Origin of the sequence: Arachnia propionica, assembly GCF_003859805.1 — a bacterium.
Lineage (GTDB): Bacteria > Actinomycetota > Actinomycetes > Propionibacteriales > Propionibacteriaceae > Arachnia > Arachnia propionica_C.
Map to the genome: position 1 here is coordinate 34,934 of NZ_RQZG01000002.1, position 19,759 is coordinate 54,692.

Consider the following 19,759-nt stretch of genomic DNA (forward strand, 5'->3'; position numbering starts at 1 on the left):
GCTTGGTGAGAAGAGCTTGGTACAACATCATGCCTCCATGATGCGATGCTCACCATCCATACGTCCAATACATTTTTTTCAGGGAAATCATGCAAATAAGGTATTGATATGGATGTTGCTACCCTCCGGTGGTTCCAACTGGTGGCCGACGGGGCCACGGTCACCGAGGTGAGCGACCTGGAGCTCACCTCGCAACCGACGATCTCCCGCGCCCTGACCAGACTGAGCGACGAGGTGGGCACTCCCCTGCTGCACCGGGAGGGCCGACTGCTGCGTCTCACCCGAGCCGGGGCCGCGTTCAAGAGACACGTGGACGCGATGCTGCACCATCTCGACGACGGCCTGGCCGCCGTCGCCCAGCTCACGGACCCGGAACGAGGAACCGTGGTCCTGGCCTACCAGGCCTCACTCGGCTCCTGGCTGGTGCCGCAACTCGTCGCGGCCTTCCGGGAACAACATCCTGAGGTGAGGCTGGAGCTGCGTTCCCTCCGCGACAAGACCACCGCGGCGAGCGACCCCGATCTGGAGCTGAGCACCCGACAACTCCCCGGCAGGCAGTGGCGGGTACTGCTCCGGGAACCGATCAAGGTCGTGCTGCCCACGGACCATCCGCTGACCCGGCAGCAGGACATCACCGTCGCGGACCTGGCCGAGGAACCACTGGTGGCGATGCGCGCCAGCTCCCAGCTGCGGCTGGCGACCGACGCCCTCTTCACAACGGCCGGACTGCGTCCACGGATCTCCTACGAGGTGGACGACCTGCCGTCACTCTACGGCTACGTGGCGGCAGGACTCGGCATCGCCCTGGCCCCGGAACGCCCCGGCGAGGTCGTCCTGCGCGACCTGCCGGGACGGGTCTTCCGGGACATCGGCCTGAGCTGGTCCGGTGAACGACAGCTCCTGCCCGCCGCCGAACTCTTCCGCGACCACGTCCTGCGCAATGCCCAACACGTCGGGTCCCGGGCAACCACCCACGGTGAGTTCCCACCTGGCCCCGGCCCGATCTCGTCGACGAGGCCCGGTGACCCGAACACCTGACCAGCGGGTCAGATCTGCGACTCGCTGCGGTCCCCGGACCAGTCGAGGTGCCAGCGCCCCTCGTCGTCGATGCGCTCGTAGGTGTGGGAACCGAAGAAGTCACGCTGCGCCTGGGTCAGAGCCGCGTTGACGCGCGGGGCCCGGGCCAGGTCGTAGTAGGCCAGCGTCGCGGCGAAGACAGGGGCTCCCACACCGGAGGTCACCGCCGTCGCCACCACCCGTCGCCACGCCTCCTGGTACTCCCCCAGCTCCGGGGCCACCGACGGCGCACACATGAACGACACCAGACCCGGGTCAGCCGCGTACTCCTGCCGGATGCGCTCCAGCAGCTTCGCACGGATGATGCAGCCGTCCCGCCAGATCATCGCGGCATCCGCGACGCGGATGTCCCAGCCGAACTCCTTGCCGCCGGTGCGGATCTCGTCGAAACCCTGCGAGTAGGCGATGACCTTGCTGCACCACAGCGCCCTGCGGACGTCCTCCACGAAGGCCTCGCGGTCGGCCACGGTCACCGTCCCGTCGGGGCCGGCCAGTGCACCCTGGGCCAGGTTCCTGAGGTCGTCGTGACTGGAGGTCGCACGGGCGAACACCGCCTCGGCGATCCCGCTGACCGGAGCCCCGAGCTCCAGGGCCGTCATGACGGTCCACGTGCCGGTGCCCTTCATCCCGGCACGGCCCTTGATGACATCGACGAGGTCGGCCCCGGTGCGCGGGTCCTTCTGCCGCAGCACCTCGCTGGTGATCTCGATGAGGTAGGAGTCCAGGTCACCGGTGTTCCACTGCGCGAAGATGTCGGCGCACTCGGCATTGCTGAAGCCGGCTCCACGCAGCAGCATCCAGGCCTCGCCGATGACCTGCATGTCGGCGTACTCGATGCCGTTGTGGATCATCTTCACGAAGTGACCGGCACCGTCGGGCCCCATCCAGGCGCAGCAGGGATCGACACTGCCGTCGGCGTTGGTCACGTGGGCGGAGATGTCCTCCAGCATCGGACCGATGATCCGGTAGCTCTCCGGAGTTCCCCCCGGCATGATCGACGGCCCGGTCAAGGCCCCGTACTCACCACCGCTGATCCCACATCCCACGAAGTGGAAGCCCTTGGCGGAGACCTCCTGCTCGCGTCGGATGGTGTCGCGGAAATGGGCGTTGCCACCGTCCATCACCACGTCGCCGGGTTCCAGCAGCGGCATCAGCTCGTCGATGACGGCATCGGTGCCCTTGCCGGCCTGGACCATGATGACGATGCTGCGGGGACGCTCGATGGAGGCCACGAAGTCGGCCAGGGTGTGTGCGGGCAGGAACGTGCCCTCGTCACCGTGATCGGCGACCACGCGGTCGGTGCGGCTGGCGGTGCGGTTGTAGACGGCGACGCGGTAGCCGTGTCGGGCGAAGTTGCGGGCCAGGTTCGATCCCATGACGGCCATGCCGATGACGCCGACCTGGGCGAGCTGTGAAGTGGAAGTGCTCATCGTTGTCTCCTGGGATTGGGGCTCAGACGGTGTGGTTCAGGGGCCAGGGGCCGGAGGAGCCCGCGGGGTACTCCTCCATCGGGATCTCGTTGTTCGCGAAGGCGGCGAGAGTGGACTCGAAGACCCGCCACGACTCCTCGGCGATGTCGGCGCGCACCGCCAGCAGCTGGTTGCCGTCGAAGATCTGCCGCAGCACCTCCCCGTAGGCGGTCATGACGGGCTGGCCGAGCTCCGTGGTGAGCGATTTCTTCTCCAGCACCTTCGGGGTGGCGGAGTTCATCGACAGGTCCAGGGTCACGTTGCCGGGGTTGAGACCGATGCGCAGCTGGTCCGGGTCCTTGCAGGTGGAGCGGAAACCGACGGGGAGGTGGGGCACGGGACGCAGGTGGCAGATGATCTCCTTGCGCTTCTTGCTGAGTCCCTTGCCGGAACGCAGCGTGAAGGGCACCCCGGCCCAGCGGTTGTTCTGGATCTCGAGCGTGACCTCCGCCAGGGTCTCGGTCCCCAGCGCCGGGTCCACCCCCTCCTCGTCGACGTAGGCGGGCACGGCGTGACCGTCGACGTACCCAGCGGTGTAGCGGGCGCGACGTGCGGCGCGCAGCGGGTCGCCCTCCCAGACGCGGGTGGCTCGCAGCACCTGTGCCTGGAGGTCGTGGATCTCGGTGGGTTCCAGGCTCGCCGCCGGTTCCATCGCGAACAGGGAGAGCACCTGCAGCAGGTGACTCTGCAGCATGTCACGCAGTGCCCCGGACTTGTCGTAGTAGGCTGCGCGACCCTCCAGCGCCAGCACCTCGTCGTAGACGATCTCCACGCGCTCGATCTGCTGGGCGTCCCAGATCAGCTGGAGCGCCCGGTTGGCGAAGCGGAGCCCCACCAGGTTGAGCACCGTCGCCGTGGCCAGGATGTGGTCCACCCGGTAGATCTGGTCCTCCGGGACCACGCGCTGCAGCTGCTCGTTCAGGGCGATGGCGGAGGCCCGGTCCACGCCGAAGGGCTTCTCCAGGGCCAGCCGCAGGTTCTCGGGACGTTCCATGGTCTCGAGCACGTGGCAGATCCTCATCGTCACCGCCGGGGGCAACGCGAAGTACATCACGACGGTGCCGTGGGTGGCGTCGAGGAGCTCGCGCAGGTCGTCCGGGTTCGTGGGATCGGCCTGGATGTAGCGGGAACGACGCTTCACGCGCGCGGTGGTCGCCTCCGGGCACTGCACCCGGGTGAAGGCGTCGTCGATCACCCGGCGGAAGTGCTCGTCGCTGATGTCGGAGCGGCCGGTCCCGATCAGCGTGAGGTCTCGGTCGGCCTCGAGGCGCATCAGGCTTCCCAGGCCGGGCAGCAGCAGCCGTGACGTGAGGTCACCGCTGGCCCCGAGGATGAGCAGGGTCACGGGCCCCCGCTCGGTCTCACCGTTCAGGGCATCGAAGATGTCAGTGTCTGTGCTCATGCAGAGTCCTCCTTCAGCGCGGGCGAGGTTACCAGCTCAACCCAGGACTGCCCCGGTGTCCGCTGTCGTGTCGGTCAGGGATGGATCAACCGCTGCCACTGCCGGCCCCGGCGAACGACCAGTCCGAGACGCGCATGGGAGACCAGCCCCATCAGGTCATCACTCGGGCGTTCCGGCAACAACAAAGTGCACACCCGAGGTTGCACGTGTCGTCGGAAGTCGAGGAGCCGTCCGATCCCCATCCGGACATGTCCCCTGGAACTGCTCGGTTGGACGTCGAACAACTCCTGCGCCGTGGCGTCGTAGGTGTCGGTCAGGAATCTGGTGCCCTCGGCGGGCAGCGTGATCTGAACCCGGTAGATGTCATGCCTGTCACGACGCAGTTTCGCCTCCCAGGCCCGCATCACACCATCACGTTCCGGCGTGCTGAACCCGCTGCGTCGGGCCTTTGCCTCGAACTCCCTCACCGCGGCGGAATCGGTGCCCACCAGGGTGGTCTCTCCGCGCAGACCTGTCCCCCCGGCCTCGACCGACCCACCCGGGGGTTCCGCATCGACGGGCAGCAGCCGGAAGACCACGATCCTCCTGGTCAGGCCGTTGCGGGTGATCCTCTCGATCCGGTACGGAGCCTCGGGGTCGACGCGGAAGGACCCGATGTAGCGCTGCAGTTTTCCGCCGGGCTGTTTTCCACCGATGGTCTCGAACACCCGCAGGACACGACCATCTTCAGCGGAATCGACGATCGCCCTGTTCCCATTGGTGATCCGCTGGTCCCCGACCTGCCCCTCCCCCGTGTAGTGGTAAACCCCGTCCTTCGCGTCCCAACCGTCGAAGTCGTAGTCGTGTTCGGCCCCTGCGTCGGGGTCCGAGTAGAGCATGATGTTGGGGGTGGTCCGCGACGGCTCGATCCCTCGTTGCTGTCCGCCACCGTAACGCTGGGCGATCTCACCGCGCCTGGTGATCTCTCCCGGTTTCAGCGTCCATGTGGCCATGCGGCCCAGGGTAGGCAATCGTCCCTTTTCGGCTCATGCCCCGCGCAACACGGCTGCAATCCGTGTCGGGACAAAAGAATCCCGGGACATCTGGGATGCCCCGGGATGAGTGTGTCCGAGAGAGGACTTGAACCTCCACGCCCTGTATCGGGCACTAGCACCTCAAGCTAGCGCGTCTACCATTCCGCCACCCGGACCTGTGCAGCCCCCACCGAGGTGGGCGCGACCACGAACACTACCAGCCCACCGACGCGGCACGCAACTGCCGGGTGGCGGCCCGGGGGTACCTGCTGGCGCCCCCCGGGCCGCGAGTGCCGGATTCAGAAGTCGAACTGCCCGATGTTGTCGGCGTTGAACCGGAACGGCTCGCCGAGCACCACCACCCCGTCGGCCCCGACGGTGTACTCGTTCAACCTGCCCGCGGTGAACTTCTCCCCCTCGGCTCCCTTGATGCTGCCGTCGATGAGGGCCTTCGCGGCATAGGAGCTGAGGTACCCCAGGTCCTCCGGGTTCCACAGCGCGAACTCCTTGACCGTGCCGTCGTTGACGTACTCACGCATCTGGTTGGGGGTGCCGAGCCCCGTGATCGCCACCTTGCCCTTCGCGCTGGAGGTGGAGATGTAGCGGGCCGCGGCGGCGATGCCAACGGTGGTGGGCGAGACGATCCCCTTGAGGTTGGGGTGGCTCTGGATCAGGGCCGCGGTCTTGTCGAACGAGGTCTGGTCGTCGTCATCGCCGTAGACCACCTCGACGAGGGTGATCCCGGGATGGTTGGCCGCCAGCTCCTCCTTCATCATCTCGATCCAGGTGTTCTGGTTCGTCGCGTTCGCCGAGGCGGAGAGGATCGCGATCTCCCCCGAGCCCCCGATCTGCTCGGCGATCATGTCCACCTGGACCTTCGCGATCCCCGCCGCATCGGCCTGGTTGACGAACAGGTCGCGGCACTCAGGACTGGTGTCGGAGTCGAAGGTGACCACCTTGACCCCGGCCTCGCGCGCCTCACCCAGTGCATCGCAGATGGCGGCCGGATCGTTGGCGGAGATGACGATGGCCCCCACCTGCTGCTGGGTGAGCGTGTTGATGTAGCTCACCTGTGCATCCGGTGTCGCCTGGGTGGGCCCCACCTCACTGAACGTGCCGGAGAACTCGGCGACGGCAGCCTTGCCACCCTTGCTGGAGGTGTCGAAGTACGGGTTGCCCAGGTTCTTCGGCACGAAGGTGATCGACAACTCCCCACTGCCCTTCGCCGCCCCGGCGGTGCCGTCGCCGTCACCTCCCTCACCGGAGCAGGCGGTCAGGGCGAGGGCTGAGAGGGTGACGAGGGCCGCCGTCCTGACGGCCAGGGTTGAGAACTTCATTGGACCTTTCCCTTGTTCGACTCGGATGAGTTCCTTCTTGACCGACGGCGCCGGGCCCAGTCGAGCCAGGATGCCGCCATGACGGAGAGCACCAGGAGACACCCGGTGATGATGTTGATGAAATCCGCGGTGACCCCCGCCAACCTGAGCGCATTGGCCAGCGCCCCGACCACGAGGACACCGGCGACCACGCCGTGCAGCATCCCGCGACCACCGAAGACGGAGACCCCGCCCAGTACCACGGCCGCGATCACCTGCAGCTCATACCCCGTGGCATTGTCGCCCCGCGCCGAGCCGAAACGCAGCGTGAAGTACACCCCGGCGAAGGCGGACAACACCCCGGACAGCACGAAGAGCACCAGCCGGGTCCTGGCCACTGCGACCCCGTTGAACCGGGCGGCCTCCCTGCTGAGTCCGATGGCGTAGACCCCACGTCCGAAGGTGGTGGCGTGCAGCAGCACGACGAAGAACACCAACAGCACCAGGAAGACGATCATGATCAGCGGGATCGGGGTACCGGGAATCCTCGCCTTCGCCAACGCCGTCCACTCGCGCGGGAACTGCGTGACCGCCGTCGTGCCCAGGAGCCCGACGGCGATGCCACGGAACAACGCCATCGTGCCGATGGTGACGGCCAGCGCCGGAAGACCGACCCGGGTGACGAGCAGCCCGTTGAGGAGGCCGCCCAGCACACCGACCCCCAGGGCGAGGAGCAGTGCGGACAGCACACCGGCCCCGGCCTGGTGGGCCACCCCGAAGACCACTGAACCGAGTCCGACCATCGACCCCACCGACAGGTCGATGTCGCCGGTGATCATGATGGGGGTCATCGGCAACGCGATGAGGAGGATGACCGCGACATCGAGCAGCAGGTACGTCACCGTCGCCGGGGTGGCGAACTTCGGCACCGTCACCGCGGCGACGACCAGCACCACAGCGAGCAGCGCCACCATCGCCATCTCGCGGGTGAGCAGGACCCGGCACCAGAGGGGCCGGGCGTGGGTCGGGATGGTTCCAGCGGTCATGATGAAGCTCTTTTCTCGATCCTCCTGCGGTGTTGCCTGACCGCCATCACCCGGTCCATGACGATGGCGCCGAGGATGAGGACACCGACGACGGCGCGCTGCCAGAAGTCAGGGATCCCCAGCACGGGAAGGGCCCGGTTGATGGTGACGAGCAGGGCCGCTCCCAGGGCCGCCCCGACGATGGTGCCGACACCACCGGTGATGGCGATGCCCCCGATGACGGCCGCCCCCACCGCCTCCAGTTCGAAGCCGTCCCCGGCGGCCGAGTTGATGGTGCCGTAGCGGGCGGCGAGCAGCACCCCGGCGAGCCCGGCCATGAGCCCGGAGAACACGAAGGCCGTGAGCACCCGCCGTCGCACGTCCAGACCGTAGAGCACCGCCGCCTCCGGGTCGGAGCCGATGGCGTAGCACTCCCGGCCACCACGTGTGTTGTGGAGGTACCAGGCCACCGCGGCCAGGGCCAGACCGGAGATGATCGTCAGCACGGGCAGCCCCAGGATCTGCTGGGTGCCGAGCCGCAGGAACCCGGGTGGCAGCTCTGAGGCGTCGATGCGGTCCGCTCCCGCCCACCACACGCACAGGCCCCGGTAGGCGTAGAGGGTGCCCAGGGTGATGACCATCGACGGCACCCGTCCCAGGGCCACCAGGGCCCCGTTGATCAGCCCGAGGAGAGCTCCGAGTGTCAGGCCCGCGGCGATCACCAGCACCGTCGGCACCCCGGCACGGAACAGGGTGCCCACCAGGTAGGCCGTCAACCCCAGCACCGAGCCGACGGAGAGGTCGACGTTGCGGGTGAGGATCACCACGCCCTGGCCCAGCACCACCACCAGCAGGATCGAGGGGGTGAGCAGCAGGTCACGGAACCCGTCGGAGGAGAACAGGAAGGCGGGATTGCGCCAGGTGGTGAGCACCACCACCGCGACGAGAACCAGCGCGATCCCCATCTCCCGCGACCGCAGCAACGCCCTCATGCCGTCACCTCCGAACGGGTCGCAGCACTCATCACGGTCTCGGGGGTGGCCTCGTCACGGTCGAGGGTGGCCATGAGCTCCCCCTCCCGCATCACCAGCACCCGATCCGCCATGCCGAGCACCTCGGGCAGCTCCGAGGAGATCATGAGGATCGCCATGCCCTGCCCGGCCAGGTCGGAGAGCATCTGGTGCACCTCGGACTTCGTGCCGACATCGATCCCACGGGTGGGCTCGTCGATGATGAGCACCGATGGTTCGGTGGCCAGCCATTTCGCCAGTACGACCTTCTGCTGGTTGCCACCGGAGAGGGTCCCGGCCGCCACATCCAGGGCGGAGGTCTTCACCTCGAGACGTCCGGCCCACCGGTTGGCCACCTCGTTCTCCTGAGCAGTGGTGATGAACCCCCACCTGGCCAGCCGACGACGGATGGCATCGGTGATGTTGGTCCGCACCGGGGCCTCCAGCACCAGGCCCTGACCGCATCGATCCTCCGGCACCAGTGCCAACCCGGCCGCCATCGCTGCCGTGGGTGAGGCAGCGGGCAGGGGTCGTCCCGCCACCGTGACGACACCGCTGTCGTAGGGGTCGATCCCGAAGATGGCCCGGGCCACCTCGGAGCGTCCCGCTCCGACCAGTCCTGCCAGGGCGACGATCTCGCCGCGCCTGACCTGGAAGCTGATGTCGGAGAACACCCCACCACGGGTGAGTCCCGTGACCTCCAGGACCGTCTCCCCCAGCCTGGCCGGCTGCTTCGGGAACAGCTCGGTCACGTCCCGTCCCACCATCGCACGCACGATCTCCGCCACGCTGGTGCCAGCCGTGGGGACGGTCATCACGTGGGATCCGTCACGCATCACGGTGATGGTGTCGGTCAGTTCGAAGACCTCGTCGAAGCGGTGCGAGATGAACACCAACGCCCGCCCCTCGTCGCGCAGGGAACGTGCGACGGCGAACAGCCGCTCCACCTCCACCCCGGACAGGGCCGCCGTCGGTTCATCCATGATGAGGACCCGGGCATCCAGCGAGATCGCCTTGGCGATCTCGATGATCTGCTGATCGGCGATGGACAGGCCATCGGCCAACCGGTCCGGGTCGAGGCCCACCCCGAGCCGTGCCATGAGGGACTCCGCCTCGGCACGCATCGCCGGACGGTCGATCACCTTGAACCTCCGGGTCGGCTGCCGCCCCATGAAGATGTTCTCGGTGACCGTGAGGTCGGGGAACAGCGTCGGCTCCTGGTAGATCACGGCGATCCCCGCCGCACGGGACTCGGCGGTGCTGCGGAACGCCACCGGCTCCCCTGCCAGCTCCACCAGTCCGGAGTCGCGCTCGTGGAACCCCGCGATGATCTTGACCAGGGTGGACTTCCCCGCCCCGTTCTCCCCGACCAGGGCATGGATGGAACCGGGGAAGAGCTCCAAGGTGCCGTCCTGCAGGGCGGCGACGGACCCGAAGCTCTTCGTGACACCACTCATCCACAGCACCGGTGTCGCCGTCACCCCGGCACTGTCCTCGGGAACCCGCATCAGACCACTTCCTTGTCGTCTCTTCGTCAACGGTTGGCCGTAGCCTAACGACGTCGAAGGCTCCTGGGAAGCCCTGAGCGGGAAACTGACGACAAATTTTGAAACGTTACATCAATCAGCTCAGCAGTTCCTCGTAGTGGTGCCTCAGGTCTTCGGGGGCGGCGGCGATGATCTTCTCGGGACGGTTGTTGCCGTCATCGCCCCAGATGGCGTGAACCACTTCACGCCAGACGAATCTCGGGATCCGTTCCTTCTCCGACATGTGTGCCCTGAGATCCGCCACCGTCTCATCGCCACTCCTGAGGGCTGCGAGCCATCCCAGGCTCTCCGGGTTCGCGATGAGACGCGCGAACACCTTGCGGTGCGGCAGGCCCTGGGTGTTGGACGCGCACTCGACGAGGCAGGCCAGGGCCTCCCGGGTGAAGCCGTGCTGTTCGGCGTAGTTCGCCACGATGGTGTTGTGCAACATCTGGTGTTCGCCGTCGACCTGGCCGAGGTAGTCCAGCAGCAGGGGCACGTGGGAGACATCCGCCCAGGCCAGCGCGACGACCGCGAAGGTGCCGGGCAGCGCCGGGTTCTCGTCAGGAATGTTGGTGTACCACTCGTCCTCGACCATCGCGGCCCGGGCGTAGCGTTCGATCAGGGCGTGCAGCCCAAGGTGTCGCACCGCGCAGGCGAACAGCTGGTTGATCCCCTTGCGGGGCAGCCCCTTGCACGGCAGGTACTCCTTGACCGGCCCGCGGAACTCGACGGCGTAGCTGCGGGGGAAGTGACCGGATTCCAGCAGCTCGACCAGGTACTGCAGCGCTGCCTCGTGGAGCGCCTCCTCGTCGCGCCTGAGCGTGATCCGGACCACGGCGGTGGCGTCGTTGGCCTTGGCGGTGAACCCGTCGCCGCTGCGGGAGGCGAGCTCCGGGGGCAGCGCACCGGTGCCCTGTTTCCTCAGCCTCGCGGGCAGGTCGGAGCCCAGCGCGGTGACGAAACCGAAGATCTGCTCCGCGGAGACGCTGGACCAGCTGGGGCCGTGCTTGAGATGCCCGACGGCGATCCGGCAGGCGAAGTCCAGCACCTCGGGGTCCACCGGACCGGGCTCTCCCCTCAGCACCCAGTTCTGGTCCATGAAGTCGTCGCCGATGTTGTGGAAGAAGGGGTCACGGATGCGAAGTTCCACCCACATGTCCAGGACAAAGTGCATCTCGTCCCAGCCGAGCAGCCGCCGCATCTTCTCGGAGAACTTCCACAGCGGCGCCGCTGCGAACTCACCCGCTGCCGTGGCCTGGCGCAGCCGGTGATCCAGCACGGCGTCACCCAGCACCCGATGCTTCCCGACCTGGATCAGCTCGGCTCCATTGTGCTTCGACGTGACACGCCGTGCAGTGCCGTTCTCGACGGCCACCACCGCGGCGTCGAAGGCCTCCTTGGCCACGGGGTCACGGTGGATCTCGTCGCGAACGAAGTAGTCACTCATGGGTTCATGCTGCCAGAGGTCATCCGGGGCAGGCAGCCCTGGCCGCTTCGACCTCCTGCGTCATCCGGCCATCGGCGCCCACCGGGGTCCAGGCTTCAGTGGGCGCCCACTCACTGTGGCAGCCACTGCACCGGAACAACGGCTGGTCGTGGTACTCCTGATCCGTCGGGTGCCAGTCGCACTTCCCCTGACAGCTGTTGTGGACCAGACCCATGATCACTCCTTCGTGTCGCTCCTGCTCGGCCCTCTGGTCACCCACCATACGAGCAGCCCGACGACTCCCGCCAGCATCAGGATCACCACCAGGTCCGAGACCCCGAGGCTCCACCGCCCGAGTTCCGACTCCAGCCTCACCTGTTCCGAGGCCCCGAGCAGCCCACCGAGCGCCGTCGTGGCATCGGTCAACAGGAACAGCAACCCCAGGGCCACCATGAGCATCCCTGAGACCAGCCCCCACCAGGAGGTGGTGACCGGGCCGAGCCGCACCGGGCGTGGCCGGAGCCAGCGGGCGACGTCGAGCCCGTCCCACAGCGAGGCCAGCAACAGCAGTGGGGCCACCATCCCCGCCCCGAAGCAGGCCAGCAGCAGTCCTCCGTAGAGCGGGGACCCCCCGACTGCGGCATAGGTGAGCACCGCCCCCAGCAACGGTCCGGTACAGGCCCCCGCCAGCCCGTAGACGGCTCCCATGAACAGCACCGCGACGGCACTCGTGCCGCCCTCGCTGCGCAGTCCCGGCACCGACAGCTGCACCCCCAGGGCGGTCACCAGACCGAGCAGGATGAGAACCGCGCCGCCGATCACCGTGAGCAGGTGGCGCTGCGTGCTGAGCAGTGCCCCCAGCGCCCCGGCCCCGAGCCCGAGCGGCACCAGTGTCAGCAACAGTCCCAGGTAGAACACCCCGGTGCGGACGACCAGGGTCCGCCTCGAGGAGCCGAAGGCATAGGCGAAGAACGACGGCAGCAGCATCGCCGCACACGGGCTGAGCAGGGCGGCGAGCCCACCGAGGAAGGCCCCGGCCAACCCGATCTGGGTCACCTGGCCCTCTCCTGCTCGATGACCTGCTGGAACACCTCGATCGGTTGGGCCCCGGAGACCACCTGACCACCCACCACGAAAGTAGGGGTTGAACTGACCCCCAGCTGCTGCGCCTCGGCGCTGTCGGCGCGCACTGCCTGCCGGGTCTCCTCGGAGCGGTAGTCGGCCTCGAACCTCGCCATGTCCGCCACCCCCACCTGCTGAGCGATCTGCATCACCAGGTCGTCACCCACCGGCGGGTGACCCTGGTTCGGCAACGCCTCGTAGAGCGCCAGCTGGAACTCCCAGAACAGCCCCTGCTGTCCCGCGGCCCGCGCCGCGGCAGCGGCGTTGACCGAGTCGTCGCCGAAGATCGCGAAGTCACGGAACTCGACGCGGAGCGTGCCGTCGTCGATGAGTGGCTGCAGCTTGGGCAGCGTCTCCTCCCCGAACACGGAGCAGAACGGGCACCGGTAGTCGGCCCACTCGGTCATCACGACAGGGGCGTCGACGCGCCCCTTGGCCATCGGATCCCCCTCCTGGCGGCGTGGCAGCGACAGCAACGCCTCCTGCTGGCCCTGCGACGTCGTGGTCTGCCCTGCGGCAGTCGGATCGGCAGGGGCGGCGGGATCGCCCGGGGCTGCGGTGACCGTCACCGTCGCCGTCGCCGCCGGTTGTGCAGTCCGCTGCCCCTGCTGGCTGAACACGGCGATCCCGGCGACCGCCAGCACGGCGAGCACCGCCGTCGCGACCTTCCACGGGCGCGCCGGGTCCCCCTGCTGCACGTCGCCTGTCTCCTGTGCCGTCTCTTTGGCCATGTTTCCTCTCCCCTCGGACGTCTGAAGAGAGTATGTCCACTTCGCGGCTGCTCCAAACCGGGTAAGATGTGTCGTTCCTTTTCACCAGTGAGGACCATCAGTTGACGACTTCCCGCGCCGACCTCCAGACCGAACTCGCCCTGGAGCAGGCCCACATCGACCGGGTCTACCAGCACCTCGAGACCTCGACGGCCAATGCGCGTTCCCTGGCCCGCACCGGGGCCGAGATCTACCTCACCGACCGCGCCGACTACCTCCGGGAAGAGGCCGGAACCGCACTGTTCGAGCGTGACGCCTTCGCCTACCAGGCCGCGAGACGGCTGGCCGTGCTCGACGCCGAGCACGAGGGACTGGTCTTCGGCAGGCTCGACCTGACCTTCCCGGAGACCCGCTACATCGGCAGGCTCGGGGTCCGCGACGACGAGTACGAACCGCTGGTCATCGACTGGCGGGCCCCCGCGGCGGAGCCCTTCTACCGCGCCACCCAGGCCAACCCGATGAACGTGATCCGACGGCGTGTCCTCAGCTGCCGCGACGACAAGGTGATCGGCCTGGAGGACGACCTGTTGGACACCGAGGCCGAGACCGATCTGCCGATCCTGGGTGAAGGTGCCCTCATGGCGGCCCTGACCCGGGCGCGAGGTCGGACCATGCGCGACATCGTCGCCACCATCCAGGCCGAGCAGGACGAGGCGATCCGTGCCCCCTACCAGGGATTCACCATCATCGGTGGCGGGCCCGGCACCGGCAAGACGGTGGTCGCCCTGCACCGGGCGGCCTTCCTGCTCTACACCAACCGCGCCCGATTGGAGAAGGGTGGGGTGCTGGTGGTGGGCCCGAGCGCGGTGTTCATGCACTACATCGAGCGGGTGCTGCCGGGACTGGGGGAGGACTCGGTGACCCTGCGCTCCATCGGTGGTGTCGCCGCCGATGCCCTCGGCATGGCCTCGGAACGTGTGGACCTGGCGGAGGCGGCCTCCCTCAAGGGGTCGCTGCGGATGTTGGGCATCCTGCGTCGTCTGGTGCGCCGCCCCTTCATCCCCGCCTCGGAGACCCTGCGGGTGACCGTCAAGGGGGAGGTCCTCACCCTTGACGCCATCGAACTCGCCGGGATCAGGGAGACCGTGCTGGGCAGCCAGCGGATGAATCCCGGCCGTGCCGCCGCCGAGACCGCCGCCGTGCGGGCACTGGCCAACAAACTGACCGTCGACGTCGGCCTGGAGCCGGAGGAGATCGACGAGACCATCCGCGACCACCCTGCCTTCGCCATGTTCATGAACGCCTGGTGGCCCATGCTCGACGCCCCGACGGTGCTGGCCCGGCTGGCCGATCCCGAGATCCTCACCGAGTGCGCCCCGCAGCTGACCCAGCCGCAACGGGAAGCACTGGTGGACTCCTGGGCCTGGTTGCAGGCCGACGACTCCGGGGTGCGTGGCTGGTCCGTGGCCGACATGGCGCTGCTGGACGAACTGCTCGACATGCTGGGTCCCGTCCCTCAGGAGCCGGGTGAGGACCCGCTGTTCATCGGCCTGGACGACGTGCAGGAACTGGTGACCACCGCCGATGTGCTGCGTCGGGAACGGGTCAGTGACCCCGACGACCTGCACTCCACCTTCGCCCACATCGTCGTCGACGAGGCCCAGGACATCACCCCGATGCAGTGGCGGATGCTGCGTCGCCGAGGCCCGCAGGCCTCCTGGACGCTGGTCGGGGATCCCGCACAGAGTTCCTATCCCGATGCAACGGAGGCGGAACGGGCCCTCGACGACCTGGTGGGACGTGCCCCCCTGCGGCGCTTCACCCTGTCGACCAACTACCGTTCCCCCGCCGAGGTGTTCGACCTGGCGGCCAAGGTCATCACCCGGGTCTTCCCGGAGGCCACCCTGCCGAGGGCGGTGCGGACCACAGGACTGGAGCCGAGGCTGGTCCGCACCGATGCCGACCACCTGGCCCCGGCCATCCGGGACCAGCTGATCGACCTGGCCGGACACGTCAGCGGCACCATCGGCGTCGTGGTGCCACCGTCGCGGTTCCGTGAGGTGCAACGCCTGACCATGTCCGATCCCCGGCTCGCGGCCCTGGAGGACCGGCTGCTGGTCGTCACGGCCCTGCAGGCCAAGGGCCTGGAGTACGACGGTGTGCTGGTGCTCGCCCCTGACGAGATCGTCGCCGAGGCCCCCGGCGGGGAACGGGTGCTCTACGTCGCCCTGACCCGCGCCACCCAACGGATGACGGTCCTCGACATCGACTCCTCCACCTGGCGGTCCGCCCTGGGCTGAGTCAGCCGGAGCGCGGCCAGTCGAGGGCCTCCAGCACCTCGGAGGTGGCCTGCCAACGGTTCTGGGTGAAGAACTGCAGGCCGGGTGCGCCGTGGTCGATCAGTTCCCGGCACAAGGAGATGGCGCGGGCGAGCCCGATGCGTCGCACCTCGGCCGGGTCCTCGGCGGCCCGGAGCTCCGCCACGAAGTCGGCCGGCAGCTCACAGTCGGCCAGGGCCGCGAACCGTTCGATCTGGGTGATGACCGTGAGCGGTGCGATGCCCGGGATGATCGGGATGTCACAGCCTCGGGCCCGGACCCGTTCCACCAGCTCCGCGTATCGGGAGGCCTCGAAGAACAGCTGCGTGATGGCGTACTGGGCCCCCGCCTCGGCCTTGGCCACCACGAGTCGTGCGTCCAGCTCGGGGTCGTTGTCGGGCTGGTGGACGTTCGGGAAGGCCGCCACCCCGACGCAGAAATCCCCGTGGGCCTTGATGAAACGCACCAGTTCCGTGGCATTGCCGAGACCTTCCGGGTGCTGCCGCCACGGCTGCTGCGGTCCTCCCGGCATGTCGCCACGGATCGCCAGGATGTCACGCACCCCCGCCTGCTGGAACGCCTCCAGGGTTCGGGTGAGGTCAGCACGACTCTGCGAGACGCAGGTCAGGTGTCCCACCACCGTCGCGTGCCGGGTCTCGGCCAGGGCCGCCGTCGCCGCGACGGTGCGGTCGCGGGTGGACCCGGAGGCCCCGTAGGTCACCGACAAGAACGCCGGACGATACGCGGCGAGCCTCGCCACCGAGGTGTCGAACCTGGGCCGTTCCTCCTCACTGCGGGGTGGGAAGAACTCGAAGCTGAGCAGTGGCGAGGAGGAATTGGCCAGGAGATCGGCGACGGACTGCATGGCCACAAGGATAGGGTGCTGACCATGCCCACGCCGTTTGCCGACGACCCGCTGGCCCCGGCCTTCACCGAATCCGTGGCCGCAGCGATCACCACCTTCCTGGACTCCAGGACCGCTCTGGCCGAGCACATCGGCGCTCTTCCCGTGCTGGAGCAGGCCCGCGTCGCGACCTCCGGTGGGAAGCGGTTGCGCCCCGCCTTCTGCTACTGGGGGCATGCCGCGGTGGCCCGTCCCGACGACCACGGGGCCCTGATCCGGGCGGCCAGTTCCCTGGAGCTGCTCCACGCCTCCCTGCTGGTCCATGACGACCTCATCGACGCCTCCGACACCCGGCGGGGAATGCCCGCCGCCCACCGTGCCTTCGCGGCCACCCTCGGCGGGGAGCGGGCCGAGGCCTTCGGGGTGGCGGCGGCGATCCTGACCGGCGATGTCCTGTTCGACCTCAGCGTGACGATGTTCGAGAGCTCCGGGTTGACCCGCGAGGCACTGGAGCGCGGCCGTCCTGTGCTCCAGGAGATGCGTCACGAGGTGTTGCTCGGCCAGTACGTCGATGTCGCAGCCGGATTCGACGCCACCGGCGTGGGGAGTCCGGAGCAGCTGCTGGAACAGGCCGAACGGGTGCTGGAGTACAAATCGGCCCGCTACTCGGTGGCCCGTCCCCTGCAGCTCGGTGCCTCCCTGGCCGGGGGCACGATCACGCAGGTCGCGGCGCTGGGGGCCTTCGGGTCCCTCATCGGTCAGGCCTTCCAGCTGCGCGACGACGTCCTCGGGGTCTTCGGGGACCCGGAGGTGACCGGCAAACCGGCGGGTGATGACCTCAGGGAGGGCAAACGCACCGTGCTCGTCCTGGCCGCGCTGGGGGGAAGCGACGACACGGACCGCGACCGGCTGCTCTCCGTCCTGGGGCATCCCACAGATCCGGCGGGCATTGACCGGGCACGTAGGATCATCATGGACTCAGGCGCCCTCCAGGCCGTCGAGTCCCGGATCGAGGCGAGCCATGCCCAAGCCCTGGCGCAGCTGAGGTCCGCTGACCTGAGTTCCGAGGCCGTCCAGGCCCTCACCCAGCTAGCAGAACGGGCCATCCACCGTGACCGTTGACATCCAGGGCCTGACCAGTGCCGAGGTGGCCGAGCGCGTCCGTGACGGTCGCGTCAACACCCTTCCCGAACGCTCCGGCCGCACCACCTGGCAGATCATCTCGGCGAACGTCTTCACCCGGGTCAACGCGATGCTGGCGGCCCTGTTCGTCATCGTGGCGATGACCGGGGAATTGATCCAGGGGGCGTTCGCGCTGCTCATCATCGCCAACTCCGTCATCGGCATGATCCAGGAGCTGCGTGCCAAGAAGACCCTGGACAACCTCGCGGTGATCGGTGAGGCCCACCCCGTGGTGATCCGTGACGGTGAACGCCGTTCCATCCCCAGGGACGAGGTGGTGATCGACGACCTCATCGCCCTGTCACCCGGGGACCAGGTGGTGGTCGACGGCGTGGTCGAGACGGCCGACTACCTCGAGGTGGACGAGTCGATGCTGACCGGCGAGGCCGACCCGATGGCCAAGGGCCCGGGCGACGAGCTGTTCTCCGGGGCCTTCGTCGTCGCCGGGTCAGGGGTGTACCGGGCGACGAAGGTGGGGGCGGATGCCTATGCGGCACAGATCACCGCGCAGGCCGCGAAGTTCACCCTGGTCAACTCGGAGCTGCGCGCCGGTATCGACTCCATCCTGAAGTTCGTCACCTGGCTGCTCATCCCGGCCGGGGTGTTGACCGTCTGGGTGCAGTTGGGGCAGCAGAGTCAGGGCTGGAAGGATTCGGCACTCGGAATGGTGGCCACCCTCGTGCCGATGATCCCCGAGGGACTGGTGCTGCTCACCTCGATGGCCTTCGCACTCGGCGTGATCCGGCTGGGCCGTCGCAAGTGTCTGGTGCAGGAGCTGCCCGCCATCGAGGGTCTGGCCCGGGTGAGCGTGGTGTGCGCGGACAAGACCGGCACGCTGACCAGCAACGCCATGCAGCTCGGCGAGCTGATCCCACTGGCCGAGGACGAGGCCCGGTCCCGGGAGGTGCTGCGGCAGCTGGCCGCCTCGGACCCCACCCCGAATGCCTCGATGCAGGCCATCAAGGACTCGCTCGGTACCGCCGAGGCACCGTGGCCGGTCGTGGCACGGGCCCCCTTCACCTCCGCGAAGAAGTGGTCAGGGGTGTCCTTCGAGGGGCACGGCGACTGGGTGCTGGGGGCACCGGACGTGCTCGCCCCGGCCGAGATCGCCGCCCGGGCGGAGGAGATCGGCGCGACGGGGCGTCGGGTGCTGGTGCTGGGTCGAGCCTCGGTCCGGGTCGATGACGGGGCTGCCCCCGGTGACGTGACCCCGACGGCACTGCTGGTGCTGGATCAGACGGTCCGCCCCGATGCCGCCGACACGCTCGCGTACTTCAATGACCAGGACGTGGCCATCAAGGTGATCTCCGGTGACAACGCCGCCTCGGTGGGGGCCGTCACCCGGTCACTGGGGGTCTCGGTGGCGGACGCCGTGGACGCCCGGACCCTGCCCACCGACGAGGTGGCCTTCACCGATCGGGTGGCGGAGGCCGATGTGTTCGGCCGGGTCACCCCGCAGCAGAAGCGGGCGATGGTGGGGGCGCTGCAGAGCCGCGGTCACACCGTCGCGATGACCGGTGACGGGGTCAACGACGTGCTGGCCCTCAAGGACGCCGACCTGGGTGTGGCGATGGGCTCCGGCTCCGCCGCCACCCGCGCCGTCGCGCAGATCGTGCTGCTGGATGACCGGTTCGCCACCCTGCCCCATGTGGTGGCGGAGGGTCGCCGGGTGATCGGCAACATCGAGCGGGTGGCGAAGCTGTTCCTCACCAAGACCGTCTACGCGGTGCTGTTGGCCCTGGCGATCGGGCTCATGGGGCTGCCCAGCCCGTTCCTGCCGTTGCAGATGACGGTGGTGGGTTGGTTCACCATCGGGATTCCCGCCTTCCTGCTGTCGCTGGCCCCGAACAAGGAACGGGCCCGCCCCGGTTTCGTGCGTCGGGTGCTGTCCCTCGCGGTGCCGTCGGGGATCGTCGTGGGTCTGGTGACGACGGTGACCTACGTCATGACCCGCGGCTTCGGCCCGGTCGGTGAGGCCGTACGGGTCCAGTCCTCGACGGCTGCTCTGGCGGCGCTGATCATCACCGCCACCTGGGTGTTGGCGGTCGTCGCCCGGCCGTGGGTGTGGTGGCGGCTCGGCCTGGTGGTCTTCGCCTACCTCTTCTACACGGCCATGTTCCTGTTGCCCTTCGCCCAGGAGCAGCTGAGACTGGACCTGTCGAACCCGGGCACCATGACCGTCGGTCTGGTCGCCGGCCTGATCGGGGCGGGGCTGGTGGAGATCGCCTGGTGGCTGACCGCCCGCATGCGCGGCGAACGACCCCGCCTGTGGCGCGTGGCCGATCCGACTGCTGAGAGCGGCCTGTGAGGCCCGGG

The 19,759-nt window shown here is 68.4% G+C and carries 16 protein-coding genes and 1 tRNA gene; 4 read left to right on the forward strand and 13 right to left on the reverse strand.

Annotated features, from left to right (window positions below):
* Positions 1 to 108 precede the first annotated feature (108 nt).
* On the forward strand, positions 109 to 1,038 hold the full coding sequence (locus EII34_RS02790; RefSeq protein ID WP_124842704.1) for a LysR substrate-binding domain-containing protein: 930 nt from the start codon (positions 109 to 111) through the stop codon (positions 1,036 to 1,038).
* 8 nt (positions 1,039 to 1,046) lie between these two features.
* Here the strand turns inward: EII34_RS02790 and gndA are convergent, their stop codons facing one another.
* The 12 genes from gndA to EII34_RS02850 form a co-directional block, all read right to left on the reverse strand.
* On the reverse strand, positions 1,047 to 2,507 hold the full coding sequence (gndA, locus tag EII34_RS02795; protein WP_124842706.1) for an NADP-dependent phosphogluconate dehydrogenase: 1,461 nt from the start codon (positions 2,505 to 2,507) through the stop codon (positions 1,047 to 1,049).
* 22 nt (positions 2,508 to 2,529) lie between these two features.
* Positions 2,530 to 3,948 carry a glucose-6-phosphate dehydrogenase gene (locus EII34_RS02800; RefSeq protein WP_124842708.1) on the reverse strand — a complete coding sequence of 473 codons (1,419 nt, stop codon included), beginning with the start codon at positions 3,946 to 3,948 and terminating at the stop codon, positions 2,530 to 2,532.
* Positions 3,949 to 4,022: 74 nt separating this feature from the next.
* Positions 4,023 to 4,940, reverse strand: a complete 918-nt coding sequence (locus EII34_RS02805; RefSeq protein WP_124842710.1) for a hypothetical protein — start codon at positions 4,938 to 4,940, stop codon at positions 4,023 to 4,025.
* 112 nt (positions 4,941 to 5,052) lie between these two features.
* Positions 5,053 to 5,137: transfer RNA gene (locus EII34_RS02810), tRNA-Leu, on the reverse strand.
* 123 nt (positions 5,138 to 5,260) lie between these two features.
* Positions 5,261 to 6,298 carry a rhamnose ABC transporter substrate-binding protein gene (gene rhaS, locus EII34_RS02815; protein WP_124842712.1) on the reverse strand — a complete coding sequence of 346 codons (1,038 nt, stop codon included), beginning with the start codon at positions 6,296 to 6,298 and terminating at the stop codon, positions 5,261 to 5,263.
* Positions 6,295 to 7,323, reverse strand: coding sequence for an ABC transporter permease (locus EII34_RS02820; RefSeq protein ID WP_124842714.1), 1,029 nt, complete (start codon positions 7,321 to 7,323; stop codon positions 6,295 to 6,297). The genes rhaS and EII34_RS02820 overlap by 4 nt, the downstream gene beginning before the upstream one ends.
* Positions 7,320 to 8,294, reverse strand: a complete 975-nt coding sequence (locus EII34_RS02825) for an ABC transporter permease (protein ID WP_124842716.1) — start codon at positions 8,292 to 8,294, stop codon at positions 7,320 to 7,322. Before EII34_RS02825 ends, EII34_RS02820 begins: the two co-directional genes overlap by 4 nt.
* Positions 8,291 to 9,820, reverse strand: coding sequence for a sugar ABC transporter ATP-binding protein (locus EII34_RS02830; protein WP_124842718.1), 1,530 nt, complete (start codon positions 9,818 to 9,820; stop codon positions 8,291 to 8,293). Before EII34_RS02830 ends, EII34_RS02825 begins: the two co-directional genes overlap by 4 nt.
* Positions 9,821 to 9,935: 115 nt before the next feature.
* Positions 9,936 to 11,288 (reverse strand): DUF6138 family protein, encoded by a 1,353-nt coding sequence (locus EII34_RS02835; protein WP_124842720.1) that lies wholly within the window; start codon positions 11,286 to 11,288, stop codon positions 9,936 to 9,938.
* 19 nt (positions 11,289 to 11,307) lie between these two features.
* Positions 11,308 to 11,502: a hypothetical protein gene (locus EII34_RS02840; protein ID WP_124842722.1), complete on the reverse strand. Its 195-nt coding sequence runs from the start codon at positions 11,500 to 11,502 to the stop codon at positions 11,308 to 11,310.
* A 2-nt stretch (positions 11,503 to 11,504) separates the two neighbouring features.
* Positions 11,505 to 12,323 carry a cytochrome c biogenesis CcdA family protein gene (locus tag EII34_RS02845; protein ID WP_124842724.1) on the reverse strand — a complete coding sequence of 273 codons (819 nt, stop codon included), beginning with the start codon at positions 12,321 to 12,323 and terminating at the stop codon, positions 11,505 to 11,507.
* A complete protein-coding gene (locus tag EII34_RS02850; protein ID WP_124842726.1) occupies positions 12,320 to 13,120 on the reverse strand; it encodes a DsbA family protein in 801 nt (266 codons plus the stop codon). The genes EII34_RS02845 and EII34_RS02850 overlap by 4 nt, the downstream gene beginning before the upstream one ends.
* Positions 13,121 to 13,221: 101 nt before the next feature.
* Here EII34_RS02850 and EII34_RS02855 point away from each other — a divergent pair, with 101 nt between their 5' ends.
* Positions 13,222 to 15,399: a HelD family protein gene (locus EII34_RS02855; RefSeq protein WP_124842728.1), complete on the forward strand. Its 2,178-nt coding sequence runs from the start codon at positions 13,222 to 13,224 to the stop codon at positions 15,397 to 15,399.
* 1 nt (position 15,400) lies between these two features.
* Here EII34_RS02855 and EII34_RS02860 read toward each other — a convergent pair whose 3' ends face one another.
* Positions 15,401 to 16,282: a methylenetetrahydrofolate reductase gene (locus EII34_RS02860; protein ID WP_124842730.1), complete on the reverse strand. Its 882-nt coding sequence runs from the start codon at positions 16,280 to 16,282 to the stop codon at positions 15,401 to 15,403.
* Positions 16,283 to 16,306: 24 nt separating this feature from the next.
* Between EII34_RS02860 and EII34_RS02865 the strand changes: the two genes are divergently transcribed.
* A complete protein-coding gene (locus tag EII34_RS02865) occupies positions 16,307 to 17,383 on the forward strand; it encodes a polyprenyl synthetase family protein (RefSeq protein WP_124842732.1) in 1,077 nt (358 codons plus the stop codon).
* Positions 17,373 to 19,751 (forward strand): HAD-IC family P-type ATPase, encoded by a 2,379-nt coding sequence (locus tag EII34_RS02870; protein ID WP_124842734.1) that lies wholly within the window; start codon positions 17,373 to 17,375, stop codon positions 19,749 to 19,751. Before EII34_RS02865 ends, EII34_RS02870 begins: the two co-directional genes overlap by 11 nt.
* Positions 19,752 to 19,759: the final 8 nt, after the last annotated feature.

Excerpts from the sequence above, each read along its gene's own strand:
- EII34_RS02790 (WP_124842704.1), top strand. The coding sequence starts at position 109 with ATGGATGTTGCTACCCTCCGGTGGTTCCAACTGGTGGCCGACGGGGCC.
- gndA (WP_124842706.1), bottom strand. The coding sequence starts at position 2,507 with ATGAGCACTTCCACTTCACAGCTCGCCCAGGTCGGCGTCATCGGCATG.
- EII34_RS02800 (WP_124842708.1), bottom strand. The coding sequence starts at position 3,948 with ATGAGCACAGACACTGACATCTTCGATGCCCTGAACGGTGAGACCGAG.
- EII34_RS02805 (WP_124842710.1), bottom strand. The coding sequence starts at position 4,940 with ATGGCCACATGGACGCTGAAACCGGGAGAGATCACCAGGCGCGGTGAG.
- rhaS (WP_124842712.1), bottom strand. The coding sequence starts at position 6,298 with ATGAAGTTCTCAACCCTGGCCGTCAGGACGGCGGCCCTCGTCACCCTC.
- EII34_RS02820 (WP_124842714.1), bottom strand. The coding sequence starts at position 7,323 with ATGACCGCTGGAACCATCCCGACCCACGCCCGGCCCCTCTGGTGCCGG.
- EII34_RS02825 (WP_124842716.1), bottom strand. The coding sequence starts at position 8,294 with ATGAGGGCGTTGCTGCGGTCGCGGGAGATGGGGATCGCGCTGGTTCTC.
- EII34_RS02830 (WP_124842718.1), bottom strand. The coding sequence starts at position 9,820 with ATGCGGGTTCCCGAGGACAGTGCCGGGGTGACGGCGACACCGGTGCTG.
- EII34_RS02835 (WP_124842720.1), bottom strand. The coding sequence starts at position 11,288 with ATGAGTGACTACTTCGTTCGCGACGAGATCCACCGTGACCCCGTGGCC.
- EII34_RS02840 (WP_124842722.1), bottom strand. The coding sequence starts at position 11,502 with ATGGGTCTGGTCCACAACAGCTGTCAGGGGAAGTGCGACTGGCACCCG.
- EII34_RS02850 (WP_124842726.1), bottom strand. The coding sequence starts at position 13,120 with ATGGCCAAAGAGACGGCACAGGAGACAGGCGACGTGCAGCAGGGGGAC.
- EII34_RS02860 (WP_124842730.1), bottom strand. The coding sequence starts at position 16,282 with ATGCAGTCCGTCGCCGATCTCCTGGCCAATTCCTCCTCGCCACTGCTC.
- EII34_RS02865 (WP_124842732.1), top strand. The coding sequence starts at position 16,307 with ATGCCCACGCCGTTTGCCGACGACCCGCTGGCCCCGGCCTTCACCGAA.